The organism is Micromonospora sp. NPDC005298, from assembly GCF_040607375.1.
Taxonomy (GTDB): domain Bacteria; phylum Actinomycetota; class Actinomycetes; order Mycobacteriales; family Micromonosporaceae; genus Micromonospora.
Map to the genome: position 1 here is coordinate 33,079 of NZ_JBEXGP010000012.1, position 24,098 is coordinate 57,176.

Here is a 24,098-nt window from a genome sequence, read left to right on the forward strand (position 1 = left end):
TACTAGCGCCTAGGCGCTAGTAAGGTGCCCTTCCTTCGCTGGGCATAGGGTGGATCTCGTGACTGAGATGACCTATCGCCGGCTGGGCGACTCCGGGCTCGTGGTGTCCGTGGTCGGCATCGGCTGCAACAACTTCGGCCGGAAGCTCGACCTCGACGGCACCCGCGCGGTGGTCGACGCGGCCCTGGACGCCGGAATCAACCTGTTCGACACCGCCGACATTTACGGCGAACCGCAGGGCGGCTCCGAGGAACTGCTCGGGCAGGCCCTCAAGGGTCGCCGCGACGACGTGGTGGTGGCCACCAAGTTCGGCATGGACATGAACGGCCTGAACGGGCCGGACTTCGGCGCGCGTGGCGCGCGGCGCTACATCGCCCGTGCTGTCGAGGCGTCGCTGCGCCGGCTCGGCACCGACCACATCGACCTGTACCAGATGCACGAGCCCGACCCGGGCACCCCGATCGACGAGACCCTCGCCGCCCTGGACGACCTGGTCCGCGACGGCAAGGTGCGCTACCTGGGCAACTCCAACTTCGCCGGCTGGCAGATCGCCGACGCTGACTGGGTGGCCTCGTCCAACGGGCGGTCCCGCTTCATCAGCGCGCAGAACCACTACAGCCTGCTGGAACGCTCGGTGGAGACCGAGGTGATCCCGGCGTGCGAGCGGTTCGGCCTCGGCATGCTGCCGTTCTTCCCGCTCGCCAATGGCCTGCTCACCGGCAAGTACAAGCGCAGCGAGCAGCCGCCCGCCGGCAGCCGGCTCTCCGGCGGTGGCCGGTACGCCGATCGGCTCGCCGCCGCCGACTGGGACACCATCGAGGCGATCGAGGCGTACGCGGCCGAGCGGGGTCTGACGATGCTCCAGGTGGCGATCGGTGGGCTGGCCGCCCAGCCGGCGGTGACCTCGGTGATCGCCGGGGCCACCACGCCCGAGCAGGTGGTGGCGAACGCCGCCGCCGGCACCTGGGAGCCCAGCGACGAGGATCTGGCCGCGCTGCGCGCCGTTCTCTGAGCCCTCGGGGTCGGGGTCGCGACAGCGATCAGCGGTATGTGGCGCACATCACACGGAGTGGGCCTGAGGTCGATCCGGGCTGATCGCCCTTCCTTTGTGGAAGGTCCGCACCGAGGTCCCTGACGCGGCTCTGGACGGGGGTGCGGCGTCCCCCTCTACGTCGCCCAGGGGCGGTGACTGTCTCGGCGCGATCGGCCTCTGAGCACTGTTTATCGTGCGATCGGACCGCTCGCCCGACCGCCGGGGCCGGTAATACGGTCGGCCGCATGGTGGATCTGACGCCCTACCGGGACGCGCTCGCGCTGCCAGGGTTGCGACCACTGCTGCTGGTCGCGATCCTGGCCCGGGTGCCGGTGGCGGCCACTGCCGTGGCGGTCACGCTGCACGTACTCGATCTCGGTCGCGGCTACTTCGCCGCCGGACTCGTCGGGGCCGCGCTGACGGTCGGTTCGGCGCTCGGTGCCCCACTGCTCGGGCGGCTTGTCGACAGGCGTGGCCTGCGGCCGATGCTGCTGCTGACCACGGTCGCAGAGGCGCTGTTCTGGGGTACGGCACCGGTCCTGCCGTACCCGCTCCTGCTCGGCGCCGCGTTCGTTGGCGGGCTGCTCACCCTCCCGGTCTTCTCCGTCGTTCGGCAGTCGATCGCCGCGCTGGTCCCGCCGGCCCAACGCCGTCAGGCGTACGCGCTGGACTCGATGTCGGTGGAGCTCAGCTTCATGATCGGGCCGGCGGCGGCTGTGGCCCTGGCCACCACGGTCTCGCCCACCCTGGCCATGTACGCGGTGGGCGGTGGCATCGTGCTGACCGGACTCGCGCTGCTGGTGCTCAACCCACCAACGCGGGCACGGGACGAGGAGACGACGACGGAGCCGCCGCCGCCCCGTCGACGGTGGCTGACCGCACGGCTGGTCGGGCTGCTCGTCGGTGGCGCGGCCGGCACTCTGGTGATCGCCGGCACCGATGTGACAGTGGTGGCGGTGCTGCGTGACGCCGGTCAGGTCGACTGGAGCGGTGTGGTGCTGGCGCTCTGGGCCTCGTACTCGTTGGTCGGCGGCTTCACCTACGGCGCGCTGTCCCGGCCGGTGTCGTCGGTGGGCCTCGCCGTGGTGCTTGGCCTGGTCACCATTCCGGCCTGTCTGGGCAGCGGCGAGTGGTGGCTGCTGGCGCTGGTGCTGCTGCCGTCCGGGGCGCTCACCGCGCCGACCGTAGCCGCCACCGCCGACGCGGTGAGTCGCCTGGTGCCGGCCAACGTCCGAGGTGAGGCGATGGGCCTGCACGGCTCGGCCATGACGGTGGGGGTGGCCCTCGGAGCCCCCCTGGCCGGAGCGGTGATCGATGCCTCCGCACCGGCGTGGGGCTTCGCCGCGACGGGCCTGGTCGGCGCGCTTGTCGCGCTGGCGGTGCTACCGACCGAGGTGCGTCACCGGCGCTCCGACACCGCCGACGCCACCAGCACCTCCACCGCCGCCTCCACTCCCGAACGACAGTCGATCTGAAGAGGGCATCCGGCACGGCGTTCGCCTGTTTCTCTGATGCCGGGCCGATCAGTCGTCCGGCGTACCGCGCCGCCTGCCGAACAGCATGGCCACCCCCATCGCCGCGGCGACGAGCACCAGACCGGCCGCCGCGAACGGCCACCAGTTCGCGCCGCCCGTGTCGTCCGTTGGCGTGGTCACCGCGACCGGCGCGGGTGCCGGTGGCGTCTGCGCGGGCCGCGCCCGCACGGTGGCGGTGGCCTCGCCGGGCAGCGGAGCGGGGGAGGTCACCGTCACCCTCCAGGCGCCGGCGGAGAGCACCGGACCGCTGCTGTAGAAGCCCTGCCCCTCGGGCTGCGGTTCCAGTTGCAGCGGGCCGACCTTCTGCCCGTCCGGGCCGGTGGCGGTGAGGACCAGCCGTACCAGCTTGTCGAGTCGACGACCGTCGGCGTAGGTGGCCTGGATGGTGACCCCCTCGGCCCCGTCGCCGGCCACCGTCAGCTTGAGTTTGTCGGCCCGAGCCGCGGCCGGGGTCGCGGCGAACAGGGTCAGGGCCAGCCCCACGAACACGGCGGCGGCCAGCTTGCGGATACCCGTCACGGACATCTCCCCACTACCGATGAGGGAGGCCCCTCCCCGGCGCCGCAGCGCCGGGGAGGGGCCTCGTCGGATCAGAGCTGGCGACCGGGCGCCAACCGGGTGGCGTCGCCACCGAGCCGTCCCGCGCCCTTGACCGGTTCGCCGTCGTTCGCCTTGACTCCGGCCTTGCTGGCCGTGCCCCCAAGCCGGACGATCATGGCGTCGGCGTCCCGGACCAGGACGTCCCGGACCTCCGCCTCGGCCACCAGGGTGGCGTCGGCGGCGAGCGTCCGGAACTGCGTCAACTGCTTGATCGCCTTGGCGTCGTTGCCGGCCGCCTCGGCCTGGCGGGCCGCGTCGAGCTTCGCCGTCAACTGCTTGTGCGCCTTGGCCGAGAGCCGCCCCGTCGCCTTGAACCGGTCTAGCAGGTTCTGCATGTCCCGGAACGAGGTGGTGACGAAGAACCGGACCGTCGAGGTGGTCGTGTTGCCCGCCTTGTCGGTCGCGGTGACGGTCAGCTCGTGCAGGCCGAGCGGCAGCTCGTACATGGCCTGCAGGGTGCCGCTGGCGTACGCCCTGCCGTTCAACGTGCCGACCACGGACGCGATGCCCGAGGTCGGGTCGACGGCCTGCCAGGACACCCGGACGTCCTGGCTGTCACCGTAGAGCTGGCCGTCGGCGATACCGGAGACCAGCAGCGTCGGCTTCGTGCCGTCGATGCGCAGCACCGCCGACTTGAGCGTCTCGACGTTGCCGGCCCTGTCGGTGGACCGGAACAGCAGCTCGTGCTGCCCGTCACCGGTCACCTCGACCGGCTCCGTGTACGGCGTCCAGGTGCCACCGTCCAGCGACCACTCCACCGTCCTGACCCCGGAGCCGGCGTCGGTCGAGGTCAGCACCACCGGGATGGTCCCGTTGTGCCAACCGGCGTCGTTCGCCGGAGCGAACGTGACGGTGGTGACCGGCGCGGTGGTGTCGATCTTGACTGTGACGGTCTTCGTCGCCTCCACGTTGCCCGCCTCGTCGGTCGAGCGGAACCGCAGCTCGTGCTCGCCGTCCCCGCTGACCGTCACCGGAGCGGTGTACGCCGTCCACGTGGTGGCACCGTCCAGCTGGTACTCGGTGCTGGCGAGCCCGCTGCCGCCGGCCTCGTCGGCGGCGGTGAGGGTCACCGTCACCGGCCCGGTGTACCACCCCTCGGTCGGGGTGCCGGACACCGTCGCCGTGGTGACCGGCGCGGTCTCGTCGGCGACAGTCGTGCTCAACCGGAAGTAGTCGAACGCGACGGTCTTCGAGGCCGTCTGGTTGGCGCCCAGGGTGAACAACCCGACCTTCGGGGTGGCACCCACCGCGCTGTTGGTCAACGTCTCCAACGCGGTCCAGGTCGTCCCGTCGGCCGAGTACGACGCGGTGAACGTGTCACCGGTGCGGGCCAGCCGCAGGTGCCACACCGCCGAGGTGAGGTTGGCCGCCTCCGGCTGCGGGTTCTGCACCGCCCCGGCGATCTCGCTGCGGAACTCGATCCGCCGCGTCACCGCCTGGCCGGCCTGGTTGTCCGCGATGAAGTCGAACTTCAGGTAGTTGTCGTCGTCGGCCTGCACGAGCAGACCGGCCTGCTGGTACTGCTCGTTCAGCAGGCTGCCGTCGACCTTCGTCTCCAGGGTCCAGTCGCCGGACGGCGCGGTCTGGAGGATGAAGTTCTTCGGCCCGGTGTTGTCGGTGCCGTAGATGTCACCGTTCGGCACGTCGATCCGCAGCGCGCCACCGATGACCCGGTAACCGTTCGGGTCCTCCCGCGTGATGGCGTCCCACCGGCACTTGTCCAGCGTGTCGCCGGTGAACTCGTCCGACGGGTCGACCGGGCCGGCCGGGGCGTCCGGCGTGACCTGGAACGAGTCGAACGCGGCGTCGACCACCGGTGCCTCGGTGCCTCCGTTGAGCGCGAAGACCCCGATCCGCGGGTTGGTGATGCCGGCGAGCGCGGCCGAGCGGCCGACCGGGGTGAAGGTCTGTCCGTCGCCCGAGGCGGCGGCGGTCAGGTTCGTCCCGTCGCTGGTGATCCGCAGGTACACGGTGTCACCGGCCGGTGCATTGGTGGCGTCGGCGGCCTCGTTGCGTGGCGTGGCCGCCGTCTCCCGGATGAACTCCACCCGACGGCTGCCGTTGTACAGCAGGTCCACCTTGGCGTAGTTGTCGTCGTCGCCGTACACCAGCAGGCCGGCCTGCTGGTAGTTGGCCGTGACGGGGAGGGTGACCTTGGTGGTCATCTGCCACGCGCCGGTCGGTGCCGGCTGGAGCACCAGGTTCGTGGCGTCGTTGCGGGCGCCGTAGAGGTCACCCACGCCGGTGGGCAGCCGCAGCGCGCCGCCACCGACCGAGTAGAGCTGGTTCTCGCGGATGACGCTGGACCAGCGAGCCTTGTCGAGGCTGTTGCCGTTGAAGTCGTCCGAACGCGCCCCGAAGCAGGACGTGTCCGGGGCGTCGACCCGCACCGGCACTGTGGCGTACGACCTGGCGCCCTTGCTGTCGGTCACCGTGAGGGTGGCCGTGAAGGTGCCCGGGCTGGCGTAGGTGTGGCTGGCGTCCAACGTGGACGCCGTGCCGCCGTCACCGAAGTCCCAGGCGTACGTCAGCGGGGTGTCGCCCTCGGCGTCGGTGGCCGTGCCGTCGAACGCCACGGTGACCGGCGCGGTGCCGGTGGCCGGGGTGGCGGTGGCGGTGACCACCGGCGGCGCGTTCTCGGTGACGCCCCGACCGACGAAGTCCATCCAGTTGACGTTGAACAGCGAACCCGTTCCGCCGCTCGGGTCCCGGGCCACGAAGTACAGCGAGCCGCTCGCGGCGCCGGTGACCGGTGCGCTCACGTCCGTGTACGTCTGCCACGCGCCGGTCGCCGGCACGGTCGCCGTGGCGACCACCGGCCCGTCCACCGCGCCCGCCCGGACCTCGATCCGACCGCCGGCGGCGGCCGAGGCGGCCCGGAACCGAATCTCGGTGATGTTGGTGAGGTCCGCCGGGGCGACCGACCACCAGTCGCCGTCCTCGATGAACGCGATGTTCTGGCCGCCACCGGCGGTGTCGGCGCCGGTCTCCCGCTGCACGCCGGCGTCGCCGCCGCCGGTGCTCACCGGGGCGCGCCCGGTGGCGGTGAAGTACTCGGCCTGCTTCTGCTTGGGCTGGAGGATCTCGATCTGCCGGCCGGTCAGCGCGCCGGACCCGCCGGCACCACCCTCGTCGGTGTAGGTGGCCTCGAAGACCGCGAACACGTTCGCCTCGGCGCCGTGCCCGGAGGCGAGTGACGTCTGGACGGTGCCGGTGCAGCCGGTGTGCTGCTCCAGCGGGTGGGCGTGCTCGTCGTGGCCGAGCAGCACCTGGAGCTGCACCCGGTCACAGTCGATCTGACCGTCCTCGGGGTCGGTCACCGTGATCGAGTAGCGGACCTGGTCGCCCCAGTTGAAGAAGCCGCCGTCCGGCGGGAACTCGATGGTCACCGTCGGCGCGGTGTTGCCCACGGTGACCGGTACGTTCGCCACCGCCGTACGGCCCTTGGGGTTGGTGACGGTGAGCTGGGCGGTGTAGTTGCCAGCCGTGGCGTACGTGTGCGTCGGGTTCGCCTCGGTGGACGTCTGCCCGTCGCCGAAGGCCCAGGCGTAGGTGAGCGTCCCACCGTCCGGGTCCCGGGATCCGGCGCTGGAGAAGGCCACGGTCAACGGTGCCGGACCCGAGGTCGGGTTGGCGGACGCCGCCGCGATCGGCGCGCGGTCACCGGCGGTGTAGTCGATCCGGTAGACGCCCGAGTTGTCGTTGTTGCCGCCGAAGCCGCTGCCCCACTCGATCAGGTACAACGCGCCGTCCGGGCCGAACTCGAAGTCCATCGGCCGGACCATCGTCATGCCGGTGAGCAGCTGGTTGATGTCCACAAGCGACTTGCCGTCGGCGGTCACCTGCATGGTGTACATCTTGTTCTGGTTCCACTCGCCGAGCAGCGCCTTGCCGTCGTAGTACGCCGGCCACTTGCGGGTCGAGTTGAGGTCGGCGTCGTACCGGTAGACCGGGCCGCCCATCGGTGCGCCGCCGCCGCCGATCTCCGGGTACCGGGCGTCACCGGCGTAGCCGTAGTCGACGGTGGCCGGGACGACCGGCGGGAGGTTGGTCAGGCCGGTGTTGTTCGGCGAGTTGTTCACCGGTGCCGCGCAGTCGAACTTCGGGCCGCTCGGTCCGGACGGGAACGTGTAGTCGTTGTACGCCTCGTTCGTGCCCGTGCAGTACGGCCAGCCGTAGTTGCCGGGGGTGACGATGTTCCACTCGACCAGGCCGCGGGGGCCCCGGTTCGGGTTGTCCGCGTTGGCGTCCGGCCCGTAGTCCGCCACGTACAGCGTGTTGGTCTTCGGGTCGGTGCCGATCCGGAACGGGTTGCGGAAGCCCATCGCGTAGATCTCGGGACGGGTCTTCTCGGTGCCCGGCGCGAAGAGGTTGCCCGCCGGGACGGTGTACGTCCCGTCGTCCTCCGGGTGGATCCGGATCACCTTGCCGCGCAGGTCGTTGGTGTTGGCCGAGGTGCGCTGCGAGTCGTAGTCCTGGCGGCCCGGACGCTCGTCGAGCGGCGCGTACGCGCTCGACTCGAACGGGTTGGTGTTGTCGCCGGTGGCCAGGTAGAGGTTGCCGGCGCTGTCGAACGCCATGCTGCCGCCGGCGTGGCAGCAGGTGTTGCGCTGGGTGTCCACCCGCAGCACCTGCTTCTCGCTTGCCAGGTCGATGGTGTCGCCGGTCACCGTGAACCGGGACAGCAGGTTGCGGGTGACGCCGTCGTTGGGGGCGTAGTACAGGTACACCCACTTGTTGGTGGCGAAGTCCGGGTCGAGCCGGATGCCGATCAGGCCGTCCTCGTTTCCGGTGAAGACGTCCAGGTCGACGGCGGTGACGGTGTTGCCGGTGTCCGGCTTGATGATCTGCACCCGGCCGTCGCGCTCGATGTAGAAGACCCGCCCGTCGGGGGCGATGTCCAGTTCCATCGGGTTGCTGGTGTTGCTGTCCAGGGCGACCTTCTCGAAGTTCGAGGTCTTCGACGCGCCGCAGTCGGCGTCGACCACGCCGGCCGCTGTCTGGATGCCACCGAGCAGGTGGCCCAGGAACTCGGGCTCGGCGTACGACTCGCGGGTGTGCCCGCCGCCGGTGTACCAGGAGCGACCGCCGTCGAAGTCCTGACACCAGGCGGTCGGGTGGTCGGCGCCCATCGCGCCGGCGCCCGGGGTGTAGCTCTTCTCGTCGAGGCTGGCCAGCACGTGCACGTCCGGCCGCGGGTTGGTCTGGAAGTTGTACCACTCGTCGAACCGGGACCAGCGGTCCGGAAGTTCGGCGGTGGACGGGTGGGCGTGGTCCTCCACCTTGACGGTGGCCTGCTGGTTCTGCGGGTGGTTGGCGAAGTACGCGCCGACCAGGTCGCCGTACCAGGCCCAGCTGTACTCGGTGTCGGACGCGGCGTGGATGCCGACGTAGCCGCCGCCGGCCTTCACGTAACGCTCGAACGCGGCCTGCTGCTCGGCGTTGAGCACGTCACCGGTGGTGGAGAGCCAGACCACCGCCTTGTACTTCGCCAGGTTGGCGTCGGTGAATACGGCGCCGTCCTCGGAGTTGTCCACGGTGAATCCGTTGGCGGCGCCGAGCTGTTGAATGGCGGCGATGCCGGTGGGGATGGAGTCGTGCCGGAAGCCGGCGGTCTTGGAGAAGACCAGCACGGAGTAGGGGTCGGCGGCTGCGGCCTTCGGCGCCTTCGGCACCACCTGGGTGACCGGGGCAGCGGCCTGCGCGTCGCGCGGGGGGATCTGGGCTGCGGCGGGAGCCGCCTGCACCGGCGACCCGAGCAGGGTCGTCGAGGCGAGGGCCAGGGAGATGAGGGTCGCGGTGATGGGTACGCGGGCACGACGAGAACGGGACACGCCGCCTCCAATGTCGCAAGTGGACAGGAATACGCGGGGGTCGGCTCGCCGAAGACCGTCCCGGATGGAGCCGGTGGGGATGCCGTGCCAGGGCGTCCACGCCGGCATTTTGTCGAATCGCTGAACAAATTAATTCGGCTCGCTCGATGTCCGGCAAGATGCCGGCGGGTAACGGTTCTGCAACGGGGGGCGACATTCCGAACAGGACCGGGAGAAAGCGCCCGGTCGATTTGGTCGCGCAGGCCCGTCGACCCCTCCCTTGGCAGGCTGGCGGATCTGTCGTACGGTGACACGCAAGTAACCCACGGGAGCCCGGTGTACCGGGCTGAGAGGGGGGCTGACAGCCCCCGACCGTCGAACCTGATCCGGGTAATGCCGGCGCAGGGAGGAGCGTTGCCGTGCCGTCCCTGGGACGACTGCATCTGATCACCGACACCCGAGCCGGGTGCAACCCGCTCGGCGTGGTCCGCGCCGCCCTCACGGCGGCCCGCGCCGACCTGGTGGTGCAGGTCCGCGTCGAGGACTCCGCCACCGACCGCGCGGCGTACGAGCTGACCCGTGCCGTGCTGGCCCTCTGCGCGCCGTACGGGGCGACCTGCCTGGTCAACGACCGCCTGCACGTGGCGCTCGCGGCCGGTGCCGCCGGCGGTCACGTCGGAGCCGACGACCTGCCGGTCACCGCCGCCCGACACGTGCTCGGCCCCACCGGCGTGCTGGGCGCCACCGCCCGCGAGCCGGGGACCGCGGTCGACGCGGTCGTCGCCGGGGCCAACTACCTGGGCGTCGGGCCGTGCCACACCACGAGCACCAAACCGGGACTGCCCGACCCCATCGGCCCCGAGGGAGTACGCGCGGTCACCGACGCGGTCGACGTCCCGGTCATCGCGATCGGCGGAGTGACAGCCGCCCGCGTACCGGCGCTGCGCGCGGCCGGGGCGTACGGGGTGGCCGTGGTCGGTGCGCTCTCCACCGCCGCCGATCCGGCCCGCGCCACCGCCGAACTGCTGCGGGCACTGGCGTGACGGGCGAGGACACCGCCACCGACGTGGCGGTGGTGGGGGCCGGGCCGATCGGGCTGGCCGTCGCCTGGCGGTTGGCGGCCCAAGGCCTGCGGGTGGCGGTGCACGACCAGGCGTCCGGGTCGGGAGCCTCGGCGGTGGCCGCCGGCATGCTCTCCCCGGTCGCCGAGGCGTACTTCGGTGAGCGGCAGCTGACCGGGCTGCTGCTGGCGTCCGCGGCCCGGTGGCCGGCGTTCACCGCCGAGCTGACCGAGGCGACAGGCGTCGAGTTCGGCTACCGGACCGAGGGCACCCTGATGGTCGGCCTGACCGGTGACGACCTGGCTGAGGCGCGGCGGCTGTGGGCGTACCAGCAGGGTCTCGGTCTGCCGGTGACCCCGCTGCTGCCCAGCGGGCTGCGCGACCGCGAGCCGGCGCTCGCGCCGAGGGTGCGCGGCGGCGCGCTCGCGCCCACCGACCATCAGGTCGACCCCCGGCTGCTGGTGCCGGCTCTGCGCACGGCCGCGCGGCGGGCCGGCGCGGTGCTCGTGCCGCGACCGGTCCGCCGACTGTCCGACCTGGACGCCCGCGTCACTGTCGTCGCGGCCGGCTGCGGCGCCGCCGCCCTCACCGGGCTGCCGGTGCGGCCGGTGAAGGGCCAGATCCTCCGGCTGCGCGCACCCGGCGGCGTCGCGCCGGGCTTCCGGCACGTCATCCGGGGGTACGCCGACGGCGAGCACGTGTACGCGGTGCCCCGCGTCGACGGCGAGGTGGTGCTCGGCGCGACGGTCGAGGAACGCACGGACACCACGGTCACCGCCGGTGCCGTGCTGCGACTGCTCCGCGCCGGCGTCGACCTGCTGCCCGAGCTGGCCGAGTACGACCTCGTCGAGGCGGTCGCGGGGCTCCGACCGGGCACCCCGGACAACGCGCCGATCCTCGGACCGCTGCCCGGCCGGCCGGACGTGCTGGCCGCCACCGGACACCACCGGCACGGCATCGTGCTCACCCCGGTCACCGCCGACCTGATGGCCGACCTGGTGCTCACCGGCGTACCCGACCCGCTGCTCGCGCCCTTTCGGCCCGACCGGTTCCCCGGCACGGCCCGCACCGACCAGGAGGACCCATGCAGTTGACGGTGAACGGGACCGGGCGCAACGTCCCCGGCGGCGCCTCGGTGGCCGACCTCGTACGGGACGTGGCCCCGCAGCACCGGGGAGTGGCCGTGGCGGTCAACGGCGAGGTGGTGCCCCGGGCCGGCTGGCCGGTCACGGTGCTGCACGACGGTGACCGGGTCGAGGTGCTCACCGCCGCGCAGGGCGGGTGAGCGGCGTGTCGTTGGAGCTGGGTGGGGAGACGTTCGGATCGCGGTTGATCCTCGGCACCGGCGGTGCCGCGAACCTGCACGTGCTGGAGCAGGCGATCCGCGCGTCCGGGACCGAGCTGGTCACCCTCGCCCTGCGCCGCGTGGACACCGCCCCCGGCACCGGCGGTGGGCTGCTGGAGCTGCTGGACCGCTGCGGCGTACGACTGTTGCCGAACACCGCCGGCTGCCACACCGCCACCGAGGCGGTGAAGGTGGCCCGACTGGCCCGGGACGCGTTCGACACCGACTGGGTCAAGCTGGAGGTGATCGGCGACGAGCGGACCCTCCTGCCCGACGGGGTGGAACTGCTCCGCGCCGCCGAGGAGCTGGTCGCCGACGGGTTCACCGTCCTGCCGTACACCAGTGACGACCCGGTGCTCGCCCGCCGGCTCGCCGACGTGGGCTGCGCCGCCGTGATGCCGGCCGGCGCGCCCATCGGCTCCGGGCTCGGCATCGGCAACCCGCACCACATCCGGCTCATCCGGCAGAGCGTCGACGTGCCGGTGATCCTGGACGCCGGCATCGGCACCGCGTCCGACGCGGCCCTGGCCATGGAGCTGGGCTGCGACGCGGTGCTGCTGGCCAGCGCGGTCACCCGGGCCGCCGATCCGGTGGCGATGGCCACGGCGATGCGGTACGCCGTCGAGGCCGGCCGCCTGGCCGCCGGCGCCGGACGGATCGCCCGCCGCTTCCACGCCCTGGCATCCAGCCCCGACGAGGGAAGACCGGACCTGTGACCCCGCCGTCCGGGGTTGTCGTGCTCACCGATCGGCTCGCCGCGCGGGCCGGGCTCGACCGGGTGGTGGCGGGGGCCGTGGCCGGGGGAGTGCGGTGGGTGGTGCTGCGGGAGAAGGACCTGCCCCGCGCCGAGCGCGCCGCCCTCGCCGCCGACCTGCGCGCGATCCTCGCCGACGTCGGCGGAACCCTCGTCGTGGCCGGCCCGGACCCGCTCGGCGGCGACGCCGTCCACCTGCCCGCCGCCGGCCCGTACCCGCCACCGGTCCACGGGCTGGTCGGCCGCTCCTGCCACGACCGGGCCGAGCTGGACCGACTGACCACCGAGCACTACGCCACCCTCTCGCCCGTGCATCCCACGAGGACGAAACCCGGCTACGGCCCGCCCCTGGGCGCTGCGGGGCTGCGCAGTCTGGTCGAGGCGAGCCCGGTGCCCGTCCTGGCCCTCGGGGGAGTGGAGACCCCGGAGCAGGTGACCGCCTGCGTCGAGGCGGGAGCCGTCGGAGTGGCGGTGCTGGGCGCACTCATGCGCGCGGAAGACCCAGCCGAGGTAGCCACCACCCTGACCAGCGCCTGTGCCGAGGCGGTCGTTCGCAGGCACGGTCGGCCGCAGCCTTCAACCGCAACCAAGGAAAGACGATGACCCCAAGCACCGTGCTGACCATCGCCGGTTCCGACTCAGGTGCCGGCGCGGGTATCCAGGCCGACCTCAAGGTCTTCGCCGCGCTCGGGGCGTACGGCACGAGCGTCCTCACGGCGGTCACCGCGCAGAACACGCGGGGTGTCGACGCCGTGCTGCCGTTGCCGCCGCGAACCGTCGCCGAACAGCTCGACAGCGTGCTCGACGACTTCACGGTCGGCGCGGTCAAGACGGGAATGCTCGGCACACCGGCGGTCGCCGACGTGGTGGCCGAGGCCGCCCGGGACGGCCGGCTGCCACGCCTCGTCGTCGACCCGGTACTGGTCGCCACGAGCGGCCACCGGCTCGGCGTGGTGAGCGCGGTGGAGCGGCTGCTGCCGTACGCCATGGTGGCGACGCCGAACTGCGCGGAGGCCGCGGCCATCACCGGACGCGGAGTGGACGACGTGGCCGGGATGGTCGTGGCCGCCGAGGCGCTCGCGGCCGGCGGCCCGGAGTTCGTCGTGGTCACCGGTGGTGACGTGGACGGCGACGAAGCGGTCGACGTGCTGTGCGGCGGTGGCGTCACCACCCTGCTGCGCGCACCCCGGGTGGACACCCGGCACACCCACGGCACCGGGTGTTCGTTCTCGGCGGCGATCGCGGTGCGGCTCGCGTCGGGCGATCCGGTGCCGGCGGCGGTGGAGGCCGCCAAGGAGTACGTGCTCCGCGCGCTGACCGGTGCGCGGAGCTGGGAGCTGGGTGCGGGACGTGGACCGCTGGACCACTTCGGCTGGTCCTCTTGATCACCAGGGAGGTTGTCGTGCAGGCACGAGGCAAGGTGTACGTCGAGGGTTCGCGGCCGGATGTGCGGGTGCCGTTCGCGGAGGTGGCGTTGACCCGTGACCATCCGCCGGTGCGGCTCTACGACACGTCCGGCCCGGGATCGGACCCGGAGGTGGGGTTGCCCGCGTTGCGGGGGCCGTGGATCGCCGAGCGGGGTGACGTGGCGCCCGTGCGGGGCGCCGGCACGCCGCTGGCCGGCAGGGACGGTCGCCGTCCGACGCAGCTCGCCTACGCGCGGGCCGGTGTGGTGACGCCGGAGATGGAGTTCGTGGCGATCCGGGAGAACGTCGACCCGGAGCTGGTCCGGACGGAGATCGCCGCCGGCCGGGCGGTGCTGCCGCTCAACGTCAACCACCCGGAGTGCGAACCGGCGATCATCGGCAAGGCGTTCCTGGTGAAGGTGAACGCCAACATCGGCACCTCGGCGGTCAGCTCGTCGGTCGCCGAGGAGGTGGAGAAGCTCACCTGGGCGACCCGCTGGGGCGCGGACACCGTGATGGACCTGTCCACCGGCAAGCGCATCCACGAGACCCGCGAGGCGATCGTGCGGAACTCGCCGGTGCCCATCGGCACCGTGCCGATCTACCAGGCGCTGGAGAAGGTCGGCGGCGACCCGGTGAAGCTGAGCTGGGAGGTGTTCCGTGAGACGGTCATCGAGCAGGCCGAACAGGGCGTCGACTACATGACCGTGCACGCCGGCGTGCTGCTGCCGTACGTGCCGTTGGCCGTGGACCGGGTCACCGGGATCGTCTCCCGGGGCGGCTCGATCATGGCCGCGTGGTGCCTGGCCCACCACGAGGAGAACTTCCTCTACACCAACTTCGCCGAGCTGTGCGCGCTGCTCGCGCGGTACGACGTGACGTTCTCGCTCGGCGACGGGCTGCGCCCCGGCTCCATCGCGGACGCCAACGACGAGGCGCAGTTCGCCGAGCTGCGCACCCTCGGCGAGTTGACGACGGTCGCCTGGGAACACGACGTGCAGGTGATGATCGAGGGCCCCGGTCACGTGCCCATGCACAAGATCAAGGAGAACGTGGACCTCCAGCAGGAGTGGTGCCACGAGGCGCCCTTCTACACCCTCGGTCCGCTGACCACCGACATCGCGCCCGCGTACGACCACATCACCTCGGCCATCGGCGCCGCGATGATCGGCATGTTCGGCACCGCCATGCTCTGCTACGTCACCCCGAAGGAACACCTCGGACTGCCCGACCGCGACGACGTGAAGGCGGGCGTGATCGCGTACAAGATCGCCGCCCACGCGGCGGACCTGGCCAAGGGACACCCCGGCGCGCAGGCGTGGGACGACGCGCTGTCGAAGGCGCGGTTCGAGTTCCGCTGGGAGGACCAGTTCAACCTCTCACTCGACCCGGAGACCGCGCGCTCGTACCACGACGCGACGCTCCCGGCCGAGCCGGCGAAGACGGCCCACTTCTGCTCGATGTGCGGACCGAAGTTCTGCTCCATGAAGATCACCCAGGAACTCAAGGAGTACGCGGCCCGCGGCATGAAGGACAAGTCGGAGGAGTTCGTCTCCGGCGGGGGTCGGGTCTACCTGCCGCTGGCCTGATCCGTCCACACCGTTTGCCGGCTCGCACCGTTTGCCGGCCCGCACCGTTTGCCGGCTCGCACCGTTTGCCGGCTCGCACCGTTGCCGGCCCGCCTTCGTGCGGGTCGGGCCGGCAACGGCGGGGCGGGCCGGTCAGTCGCGGTGGTGCCGCCCGGTTGAGCGCAGCGAGCGGCGGCCGTTCTCCTGCTCCGGCTCGTTGTCGGCGACCGGCTTGCCCAGACCGGCGACCCAGTCGACGAACTCCTCGTCCTGCGCCGGCAGCGGCTCCTCGGCCTCCGACACGGGCCGGGTCTCCTCATCCGCCCGGGAGCGGTTGCGGCGGAACAGGCCGCCGAGCCGTCCACGCCGAGCCGGCTGCTCCGCCTCGTCGTCGGGCGTCGGCTCGACGTTCGCCGGGCTGTCGGGCACCGACTCCACCTGCCCCGCCACCACCGGGGGCGCCGGGATCGGCTCCGCCTCGGAGGACGGGGTTCCGCTGGTGCGGGTCGACGTACCGGTCGCCCGGCGCCAGCGGGCAGCCGCCCGGTCCACCGCGCTGCGGCTGCCGCCACGCTCGGTCGACGCGGTCGAACCCTCCGCCGTGCCGTTCCCCGTAGTGCCGTTCCCCGCTGTGCCGTTCTCCGTAGTGCCGTTCTCCGTGGTGTCGGTCGACGGCGCGGTGTCGGTCGGGGTCGTGTCGGTCGACGGCTTGCGGGGCGTCGGGCTGTTCTGCGCGCCAGCCGGGCCAGCGCGACGGCTGGTGTTGAAGGCGTCCCAGGTGCTGGCCCGGCTCAGGTCCGGCAGGGATGCCCGGTGACGGGGGCGGGGCGTCCACTCGGCCGGGTCCGAGGAGGTCTCGACGTCCGGCGTCGCCGACCTGGCGTCCCTGGTCTGCGCCGCTGTCGTACGCCCCGAGGTGACCGGCCAGGCCACCGGGGTCGGTGTCCACCGGTCCGGCTGCGCGTCGCCGACGGGCTCCCCGGCGAACAGGGGAGCGGCGGAGTCGTCCTCGAACCGTTCGGCGTCGGTGGGGTCGGTCCGGCGGCCGGCGCGTACCGGACCGGACGCGACGGCCGGCGTGGCATCCGTCGCCGGAGCGGTCACGGCTTCCCGACCAGCCGCGCCGTGCTCACCTACCGCGTCGCGCTCCGGGGCGTCCTCGGCGCGCGGGGCGGCCGGGGCTTCCGCAGCGGCCGGGCTGTCCGGACCGGTGGGAGTGTCCGAGGCGGTGGGGGTGGCGGGAGTGTCCGGGCCGGTCGGGGTGGCCGGGTTGGTGGGTCGGGCGTCGTCGGTGGCGCTGCCGGGCCGGGTGGCCTTCCTGGCCCGTCCCGTACCCGCGCCCGCCGCCGGCTTGCCGGCGGCACCGGCGGCGGTGATTTCGCCGGCACCGGACGTCGTGGTCGCCTCGGAGCCGGTGGATACGAGCGTCGCGGGCGCCGCGGAGCCCGTGGATACCGGCGTCGCGGGCGCCTCGGAGCCGCTGGCGTCGGGCGCCTCGGAGCTGCTGGCGTCGGGCGCCGTGGCCGCTTTGACTCCGATGGATGCGGACTCGGTGGCCGACGGTGTGGGATCGGCGTCCGACGTGGAGGGGGTGGACTTCGCCTTGCGGGTCCGGCGCGGCTTGGGCGTCGGCGTCGCCGTGGTGGCGGCACCGCCCGTCGCGCTCGCGCCGTCGGAGCTGCTCGCGCCGGTCGTATCCCGGTCGGTCGTGGCCGGGTCGGTCGTGGCCCGGTCGCTGGCGTCCGTGTCGGGGTCCGTCCGCTCGGCGGCCCCGCCCTCGCTCGTCGGGAGGTCGTCCGTGGGCGGGAGCGTGCGGCCAGCGGTGCTGCCCAGCGGATGGTCCGACACCTCGGCGCCCAGCGACGAGTCGAGCCCGGCGAGGGGAGAGGCGGCGGCCGGGCCGTGCTGGCCGCTCGCCGTGGTCCCCGGCCAGTCCCAGTGCGCCGGAACGGTACGTACCGCGCCGTCGGTGGTGACCGGGCCGGACCCCGTCCGCCCCGGGGTGGTGGTCGTGCCGGCGAACGTCGCGAGTGCGGTGCGCCCGGTGGCGGTTGGCTCGTCCGCCGGGTGACCGGTGGCGTCGAGGTCGTCCGCCGCACCGGCCGACCTGGCACCGGGCAGGGCTGGGCCGGCGGGCAGTGGACGCAGGATGGTGGTCGGCTCGACCACCTGCGGGTCGGTGCCACGGGCGCGTACCGGCCAGCGCAGCAGGGCTGCCGCCGCCGCGCCGAGCGCACCGGCGAGGACCGCGATCAGCGCGCCGTAGTAGGGGGTGGTCTGGTAGCGGTCCACCGCGTCCCCGGGGCCGGCGGTCAGGTAGGCGATCGCCACCAGGACCGGACCGGCCACGCCGGTGGCACCGCTGACCAGGGGGACCTGACCCCGCCAGCGGGAGAGCCCGGCGGTCGCCGCGCCGGCGAGCAGCGCTGTGATGGGCAGCAGCAGCAGCGCGAGCCGCTGGGCGGCGTCGTCGTCGAGCCAGCTCGGCTCCAGTACGCCGAGCCGCACCGTGGGCAGTGGGCCGGCCGTGCCGAGCGACGGCAGGACGGAGATCAGCGCCAGCAGCCAGACCGCGCCGGCCACGGCCGCCATGTTCCAGCCCAGCTCGGGCCGGAGCAGGACGGCGATGGCCGCGCCCGCTCCGATGATCGCGCCGAGGATGGCGCAGATGCCCACCGCCCAGACCGGGTCGACCGAGATCAACTCGGCGGCCCGGGCGGGTTGCATGCAGAGCGGCGCGACGGCGGTGGCGCCCAGCGCGGCGGCGCCACCGATGGCCAGCTGCCGGCCAGTGCCGGCCGCCGGGGTGTCCCGGCGGGCCAGTCGTCCGGTCAGGACGGCGCCGGCGACGGCGGCGTTCGCGGCGAACCAGCCCACCCAGACGAGCTGGGCCGGCCACTGGTTGACGGTCGTGCCGGTGAAAGCGCCGGTGAGCCGGACGATGCCGAAGCCGTACGCGACACCGAGCTGACCGGCCCCGGCCAGCACGCTCACCCCGAGCGCCGTGAGCAGCAGTCTGCCCCAGGTCCGAAAGGCCATGTCCGGCACGTTACGCACCTGGTACACCGGATCGCCACCGGCGCGCCGCGCGGCACGCCGGACCGCGCCCGGCGGGTCTACTTGAGTTCGACCAGCCGGGCCAGGTAAGTCGTGTCTCCGACATTGGTGAGCATGTGCACCGCTCCCGGGTCCCGGTAGACCACGCCACCGGTGGGCTCGTCGGCGTCGATCAGGGTGCCGTCGACGGTCTGAACGACGTTCTTCGCGCCCTCGATCGCCACCACCAGGTAGGGGTGGTCGTGGCGGTGCAGAGGCTGCCGCTCACCCGGTTCGAGCCGGATGTGCCAGACCCGGACCCGGTCGTTCTCGTACACGATCTCCTGGCCCACCGGCCCGAGTTCGGTTCCGTCGATCACGTTGGTCATCGTTCTCCGTCCAGTTGCGGGAGCACCTCGGCGGCGATCAGCTCGAGGTGGTCGAGGTCGGCGAGGTCGGTCATCCGCAGGTGCACCCGGGTCGCGCCGATCTCGGCGAACTCGCCGAGCCGCTGCACGAGTTGCGCGGGCGACCCGACCACCGGGTCCTCCGGTGGCAGTGCGCTCTTCTCGTGCAGGGGCGCGGCTCGCCGCTGCGCCTCCGCGTCAGTCCGGCCGATGGCCACCACGATCCCGGCGGAGAGCACCAGCGGCGCACGCCCGGACCCGGCCCGGCCGGCGCGGTCACACGCCTCCCGCACCCGGTCGTACGCCGTGGCGGTCTCCGCCACGGACTTGAACGGCATGTTGAACTCCGTGGCGTACCGGGCGGCCAGGTCGGGGGTGCGCTTGGGGCCGCGTCCGCCCACGATGATCGGTGGTCCGGGCACCTGCACGGGCTTGGGCAGGGCGGGCGCGTCCACCAGCCGGTAGTGGTCGCCGGTGAAGCTGTACGTCTCGCCCGACGGCGTCGCCCACAGACCGGTGATCACCTCAAGTTGCTCGGCCAGCCGGTCGAAGCGTTCGCCGACGGCCGGGAACGGGATGCCGTACGAGAGGTGTTCGCGCTCGTACCAGCCCGCGCCGATGCCCAACTCGACCCGGCCGCCACTCATCTGGTCGACCTGCGCGACCATCACGGCCAGGGGGCCCGGCAACCGGAAGGTGGCCGACGTCACCAGGGTGCCGAGCCGGATGCGTTCGGTCTCCCGGGCCAGCGCGGCGAGGGTCAGCCAGGCGTCGGTCGGGCCGGGCAGGCCGGGGTCGGCGCCCATCGACTGGTAGTGGTCGGCGCGCAGGAAGCCCTCGTACCCGCCGGCCTCGGCCAGCTTGGCGAAGCGGAGCTGGTCGTCGTAGCTGGCGCCCCGGTGCGGCTCGGTGAAGACCGACACCCGCATGGTCATCGTCCTTCCGCGCCGGCCACGGCCGGCTGGTCGCGTTCCATCAACAGCTCGTGCAGGTCGGCGCTGACCTGGGCCACGTCGGCCAGGTGGGCGTTGCGCCCCAGGGTGCGGGGGCGGGGGATGGTCACCTCGACGACCTTGCGGATCCGGCCGGGGCGGGGGCTCAGGACGACCACCCGGTCGGCGAGCAGCACCGCCTCGTCGATCGAGTGGGTGACGAAGACGATGGTCGGCTTGTTCTCCATGTGCACCCGCTGAAGTTCACCGGAGAGTTCCTCGCGGGTGAGCGCGTCCAGCGCGGAGAACGGCTCGTCCATCAGCATCACCCGGGGTTCGCCGATCAGCGAACGGCACAGCGAGACGCGCTGCTGCATGCCGCCGGAGAGTTCGTGCGGCAGCCGCTTCTCGAAACCGGACAGCCCGGCGACGTCGAGCAGCTCGCGGGCGCGCCCGCGGTGCTTGGCGCGGCTCCAGCCGAAGACCTCGACCGGCAGCAGGACGTTGTCGAGGACGCTGCGCCAGGGCAGCAGCGCCGGTTTCTGGAAGAGCATGGCGATGTCGCGGCGGGGCCGCGTGATCGGCGTACCGGCGACGGTGATCTCGCCGGCGGTCAGCGGGAGAAGCCCGGCGATCAGCCGGAGCAGGGTGGACTTGCCGCAGCCCGAGCGGCCGAGGACGGCGACGAACTCACCCTCGGTGACGTCGAGGTCGATGCCGCGCAGGGCTTCGACCCGGCCGGACCGGCCCTCGAAGGTACGCGACACCCCGGACAGTCGGATCATCTCCGGCGGACCTCCGCTGAGTGGACGGTCAGGAATCCGACAAAGGCTAGCGGGCGTGTCTGTGTAACGCACCGTCCGGGGTGCTCGTCATGTTGTTTCCGTTCCGCAACCCGATACGCCTGGCGTCGCAACTGTGGGTTTCTCGTACGCTGTGCCCGCGAAGAGTCCCCTCACGATGGCGGTGCCGGCTTCCACCCCTCTCGCCGGTTCCGCCGCGACAACCCCCTCCGGTGGCCTGCCGGCCCCGGTCGGAAAGGACATGGTGCTACTGATGAGAAGGCTGACCCGTACGGTCGCTACGGCCGCGCTGGCCACTGCCCTCGCCTTCGTCTCCGCGTGCAGCAGCGGGTCGGATTCGGGTGACGACGCCAAGGGCGGCAGCGGAGGGACGCCGGAGAAGGTGACCTACCTCACCTCCTTCGGCAACTTCGGTCGTGACTCCTACGCCTGGGTGGCGAAGGAGAAGGGCTTCTTCAAGGAGGCCGGGTTCGACGTCGAGATCAAGGCGGGCCAGGGCACCGGCGGCGTCATCCAGACGGTCGTCGGCGGACAGGCCGACTTCGGGCCGATCGACCTCACCGGCGGTCTGCTCCAGCTCGGCAACGGCCAGGCGAAGGACTTCGTCGCGGTGGCCGCGATCCAGCAGCGCACGATGGCCGGCATCGCCACCGTCGAGGGCAAGAACATCGCCTCCCCGAAGGACCTCGAGGGCAAGAAGCTCGCCGACACCCCCGGCTCCGTCGTCCGCAACCTGTTCCCGACGTACGCCCGGCTCGCCGGTGTGGACGCCAGCAAGGTGACCTGGGTCAACGGTGAGGCGCAGGCACTGATCGGCACGCTGGCCTCCGGCTCGGTGGACGGCATCGGCCAGTTCGTCGTCGGTCAGCCGACGATCGAGGCCGTGGCCAAGAAGAAGGCTGTCATGCTGCCGTACAGCAACGTGATGCAGGACCTCTACGGCAACGTGCTGATCACCTCCTCCAAGATCGCCAAGGAGAAGCCCGAGATGGTGAAGCGGTTCACCGCGGCGCTGCTCAAGGGCCTGGAGTACAGCCTGGCGAACCCGAAGGAGGCCGCCGACCTGCTGAAGAAGAACGTCGACGCCACCAACACCGCGTCCGCCGCCGCCGAGCTCGAGCTGATGGCCGCGTACGTCCGCTCCGGCAACTCGGGCACCGCCATCGGCACGCTCGACAGCGGCCGGGTCGCCAAGAGCATCGCGATCCTGCAGGGCGCCGGCGCGTTGAAGCAGAACATCACCCCCGAGCAGATCATCGACTTCAGCCTCGCGCCGAAGGCCTGATCGTCCGGTCGTCACCAGGGGGTACGTTCCGCCGGTTCCGGCGGGACGTACCCCCGTCGCTCGTCGGCCCCCGCGGGCCGTGGGATATCGAGGAGAAGAAGATGACCGACGTCCGCTCAGCAGAGCCGGCCGTGGCGGCGACCCCGCCTCCGGGCCCCGGCCGCGAGGCGGGTCGGGGCGCCGGCCTGCGCGCCGGGACCGGGGCGACGCTGCTGCCCGTGGCCGGCATCCTCGTCGCCCTGGCGGCGTGGTGGCTCATCGCCCGGCTGGAGCTGGTCCACCCGGCCGCCCTGCCACCGCCGGGTGACGTGCTCACCGCGTTCGTCGACAAGCCCGCCCGGATGTTGGAACACACCTGGGACACGCTGCTGGAGATCCTGTTCGGGTTCGCCCTGTCGGCGGCCGCCGGTGTCCTGATCGGACTCTCCCTGGCCAGCTCCCGCACTGTGGAGCGGATGTTCACCCCGCTGCTCGTCGCGGTGAACGCGGTGCCGAAGATCACGCTGGGCCCGCTGCTGGTGGTGGCGCTGGGCTGGGGTCAGAAGCCCATCCTGACCATGGTGTTCCTGCTGTGCTTCTTCCCGATCGTGCTCTCCACCGCGACCGGGTTGACCACCACCCCGGCCGACCTGGCGGAGCTGGTGCGGTCCTGGAACGCCTCCCGCTGGCAGGCGTTCCGCAAGGTGCGTTTCCCGGCGGCGCTGCCGCAGATCTTCGTCGGTCTCAAGGTGGCCATGCCGCTTGCCGCGATTGGCGCGGTGATCGGTGAGTTCCAGGCCGGCGAGAGCGGCCTGGGTTACGTCATCCTCCAGTACGCGGGCGTCGGCGACACCGCCACCGCCTGGGCGGCGATCATGCTGGTGGCGCTGGTGAGCATCCTGCTCTACTCGGCGCTCCTGCTCATCGAGCGGATCGCCCTGCCCTGGGTGCGCGAGACCACCAGCAGCCGCTGACGGCTCCACCCCCCGAACAACGGCGAGGGCCGGCCCCCCGACAGGAGGCCGGCCCTCGCCGTTCGTGGTGGGGTTCAGCCCGCCAGCCGCCACCGGCCGTTGCGGGCCACCAGCGTGGTGAGAGCCTGCGGCATCAGCCCGGAGTGGTTGTCCGGCGTCATCCGGATCGGGCCGGAGAGGCCGTCCATCTGGGACGTCTCCAGCACGTCCCGGATGCCGCCGCGGTCGACCTTGCCGGGCTCGCCGCCGGCGCGCAGTTCGGCGTCGGCGATCAGCTGCACGGCGTCGGCCGCGAACGACGACGATCCGTTGTACCCGCCGTAGCGCGCGGTGTAGTCCTGGAACCACTGCCGCCGGGCCGCCTTCGCCGGCGTGGTGGCGATCACGTCGTCGATCACCATCGTCTGCGTGAAGATCAGCGTGGCCTGTTCGGTGGCGCGGGCCGCGGCGCCGAGGAACAGGTCACCGGCCGCTGCCGCGTCGAAGAAGAGCGACCCACGGAAGGCGGCCTGCTGGGCTGTCGTGGCGGCCAGCGTCGCCTGCTCCGGCGGCGTCCAGATGACCAGCGCGTCCGGCTTCTTCGAGGTGAGCTGGCCGATCTGCTGGCTGACCTCGGTGTCGGTGGTCTTCACCACCTGCTCAGCGGACGCCTTGATGTTGGCCTTGGCCAGCTCGCGGCGCAGTGCGGTCGCGCCCTCCCGGCCGTAGTCGTCGTCGCTGTAGAGCAGACCCACCTTGCGGACCGCCTTGCGGCGCAGTTCGGTGGTGAGTGCGGCGGCGCTGTCGGCGGCGTTCGGGCCCAGCTTGAACACGTAGCGCCGTTCGGCGACCGGGGAGGCGATCGCACCGGAAGCGGCGAGCGCAATGGTGGGAATCCGCTTCTCGTTGATGGTACCGACCGCACCCACCGCGCATTCGTTACAGCCGCCCATGATGATGGCGCTGACTTGGGAATCGCTGCTGAAGTCGGCGATGTTGCGCAGTGACTCGGCGGCGTCGGAACGGTTGTCCTTGACCTTCAGCTCGACCTTCCGGCCGTTCAGTGCTCCGGACGAGTTCAACTGGTCCCGCTTGAGTTCCAGCGCGCGCTGGTATGCCCGCCCGACGGGGGCGGCGGCGCCGGAGAGTTCGAGGTCCGCGGCGATCACGATCGGACTCGTGTCCTTGTCGTCCCCGCCGAACTGGCAGCCGGTGAGCGTGGTGGCAACTACGGCCGATGCGAGCGCCGCGATGGTCGCGGAGCGGATGGGGCTCAACTCAGTCCTCCAGGTGCGGGCGCGGGCGCTGCCCGGTCACCGCCGCTAATCCGTCCTCAGTGGAGGACGGTATCTCCTCTGCCGTACGGTGTGCGCGAAGCCTGCAAAACCTTGCCAATGGCCGGCGCTGTGGTCAAGCGCGGACCCCGGTTGCATTTTCGGGACGGCCATCCCACATGCTGGGGTAACGCAATGTTTGCAAAAGCTCACTTTGCATACACGCGTGACCACTCTGGAGTTACATGCCCTGTTCAGGGGCTTGCGGAAATGAAGGTATCAGTTGACCGGATCACGGGTTCCGCGCCGTCCGA

General features: G+C 72.1%; 18 protein-coding genes and 1 riboswitch. Of the genes, 11 read left to right on the forward strand and 7 right to left on the reverse strand.

What is annotated here, in order from left to right; all coding sequences use genetic code 11:
- Positions 1 to 49 precede the first annotated feature (49 nt).
- On the forward strand, positions 50 to 1,012 hold the full coding sequence (locus tag ABZS77_RS18305; protein ID WP_354823924.1) for an aldo/keto reductase: 963 nt from the start codon (positions 50 to 52) through the stop codon (positions 1,010 to 1,012).
- Between the two features lie 266 nt (positions 1,013 to 1,278).
- Positions 1,279 to 2,508, forward strand: a complete 1,230-nt coding sequence (locus ABZS77_RS18310) for an MFS transporter (RefSeq protein WP_354823926.1) — start codon at positions 1,279 to 1,281, stop codon at positions 2,506 to 2,508.
- Between the two features lie 48 nt (positions 2,509 to 2,556).
- Here the strand turns inward: ABZS77_RS18310 and ABZS77_RS18315 are convergent, their stop codons facing one another.
- Positions 2,557 to 3,087, reverse strand: a complete 531-nt coding sequence (locus ABZS77_RS18315) for a hypothetical protein (protein WP_354823928.1) — start codon at positions 3,085 to 3,087, stop codon at positions 2,557 to 2,559.
- A 71-nt stretch (positions 3,088 to 3,158) separates the two neighbouring features.
- Positions 3,159 to 9,002 carry a ThuA domain-containing protein gene (locus tag ABZS77_RS18320; protein WP_354823930.1) on the reverse strand — a complete coding sequence of 1,948 codons (5,844 nt, stop codon included), beginning with the start codon at positions 9,000 to 9,002 and terminating at the stop codon, positions 3,159 to 3,161.
- 294 nt (positions 9,003 to 9,296) lie between these two features.
- Positions 9,297 to 9,406: riboswitch (TPP riboswitch) on the forward strand.
- On the opposite strand from ABZS77_RS18320, the gene thiE reads away from it, so the two are divergent.
- From thiE to thiC, 7 genes are all read left to right on the forward strand, one after another.
- Positions 9,401 to 10,024 (forward strand): thiamine phosphate synthase, encoded by a 624-nt coding sequence (thiE, locus tag ABZS77_RS18325; RefSeq protein ID WP_354823932.1) that lies wholly within the window; start codon positions 9,401 to 9,403, stop codon positions 10,022 to 10,024. Its footprint overlaps the riboswitch before it by 6 nt.
- The gene (gene thiO, locus ABZS77_RS18330; RefSeq protein WP_354823934.1) at positions 10,021 to 11,136 is read left to right on the forward strand and encodes a glycine oxidase ThiO; all 1,116 of its coding nucleotides are present in this window, start codon (positions 10,021 to 10,023) and stop codon (positions 11,134 to 11,136) included. Before thiE ends, thiO begins: the two co-directional genes overlap by 4 nt.
- Entirely contained in the window at positions 11,127 to 11,327 is a 201-nt protein-coding gene (gene thiS / locus ABZS77_RS18335) for a sulfur carrier protein ThiS (protein ID WP_354823936.1), read from the forward strand. Before thiO ends, thiS begins: the two co-directional genes overlap by 10 nt.
- The gene (locus ABZS77_RS18340) at positions 11,324 to 12,103 is read left to right on the forward strand and encodes a thiazole synthase (RefSeq protein WP_354823938.1); all 780 of its coding nucleotides are present in this window, start codon (positions 11,324 to 11,326) and stop codon (positions 12,101 to 12,103) included. The genes thiS and ABZS77_RS18340 overlap by 4 nt, the downstream gene beginning before the upstream one ends.
- Positions 12,100 to 12,744, forward strand: coding sequence for a thiamine phosphate synthase (locus ABZS77_RS18345; protein WP_354823940.1), 645 nt, complete (start codon positions 12,100 to 12,102; stop codon positions 12,742 to 12,744). The genes ABZS77_RS18340 and ABZS77_RS18345 overlap by 4 nt, the downstream gene beginning before the upstream one ends.
- Positions 12,741 to 13,526: a bifunctional hydroxymethylpyrimidine kinase/phosphomethylpyrimidine kinase gene (gene thiD / locus ABZS77_RS18350; protein WP_354823942.1), complete on the forward strand. Its 786-nt coding sequence runs from the start codon at positions 12,741 to 12,743 to the stop codon at positions 13,524 to 13,526. The genes ABZS77_RS18345 and thiD overlap by 4 nt, the downstream gene beginning before the upstream one ends.
- Before the next feature lie 17 nt (positions 13,527 to 13,543).
- A complete protein-coding gene (thiC, locus tag ABZS77_RS18355) occupies positions 13,544 to 15,136 on the forward strand; it encodes a phosphomethylpyrimidine synthase ThiC (protein ID WP_354823944.1) in 1,593 nt (530 codons plus the stop codon).
- 132 nt (positions 15,137 to 15,268) lie between these two features.
- Here thiC and ABZS77_RS18360 read toward each other — a convergent pair whose 3' ends face one another.
- The 4 genes from ABZS77_RS18360 to ABZS77_RS18375 all read right to left on the reverse strand — a co-directional run bounded on the left by ABZS77_RS18360 (position 15,269) and on the right by ABZS77_RS18375 (position 20,275).
- Positions 15,269 to 18,154, reverse strand: coding sequence for a hypothetical protein (locus ABZS77_RS18360; RefSeq protein WP_354823946.1), 2,886 nt, complete (start codon positions 18,152 to 18,154; stop codon positions 15,269 to 15,271).
- Between the two features lie 77 nt (positions 18,155 to 18,231).
- Positions 18,232 to 18,540, reverse strand: coding sequence for a cupin (locus ABZS77_RS18365; protein ID WP_354823948.1), 309 nt, complete (start codon positions 18,538 to 18,540; stop codon positions 18,232 to 18,234).
- On the reverse strand, positions 18,537 to 19,487 hold the full coding sequence (locus tag ABZS77_RS18370) for an LLM class F420-dependent oxidoreductase (RefSeq protein ID WP_354824098.1): 951 nt from the start codon (positions 19,485 to 19,487) through the stop codon (positions 18,537 to 18,539). The genes ABZS77_RS18365 and ABZS77_RS18370 overlap by 4 nt, the downstream gene beginning before the upstream one ends.
- 2 nt (positions 19,488 to 19,489) lie before the next feature.
- Positions 19,490 to 20,275: an ABC transporter ATP-binding protein gene (locus ABZS77_RS18375; RefSeq protein ID WP_354823950.1), complete on the reverse strand. Its 786-nt coding sequence runs from the start codon at positions 20,273 to 20,275 to the stop codon at positions 19,490 to 19,492.
- A gap of 271 nt (positions 20,276 to 20,546) precedes the next feature.
- Here ABZS77_RS18375 and ABZS77_RS18380 point away from each other — a divergent pair, with 271 nt between their 5' ends.
- Positions 20,547 to 21,578, forward strand: a complete 1,032-nt coding sequence (locus ABZS77_RS18380) for an ABC transporter substrate-binding protein (protein WP_354823952.1) — start codon at positions 20,547 to 20,549, stop codon at positions 21,576 to 21,578.
- Between the two features lie 101 nt (positions 21,579 to 21,679).
- Positions 21,680 to 22,531: an ABC transporter permease gene (locus ABZS77_RS18385; protein ID WP_354823954.1), complete on the forward strand. Its 852-nt coding sequence runs from the start codon at positions 21,680 to 21,682 to the stop codon at positions 22,529 to 22,531.
- 74 nt (positions 22,532 to 22,605) lie between these two features.
- Here ABZS77_RS18385 and ABZS77_RS18390 read toward each other — a convergent pair whose 3' ends face one another.
- Positions 22,606 to 23,787, reverse strand: coding sequence for an ABC transporter substrate-binding protein (locus ABZS77_RS18390; RefSeq protein ID WP_354823956.1), 1,182 nt, complete (start codon positions 23,785 to 23,787; stop codon positions 22,606 to 22,608).
- Positions 23,788 to 24,098: the final 311 nt, after the last annotated feature.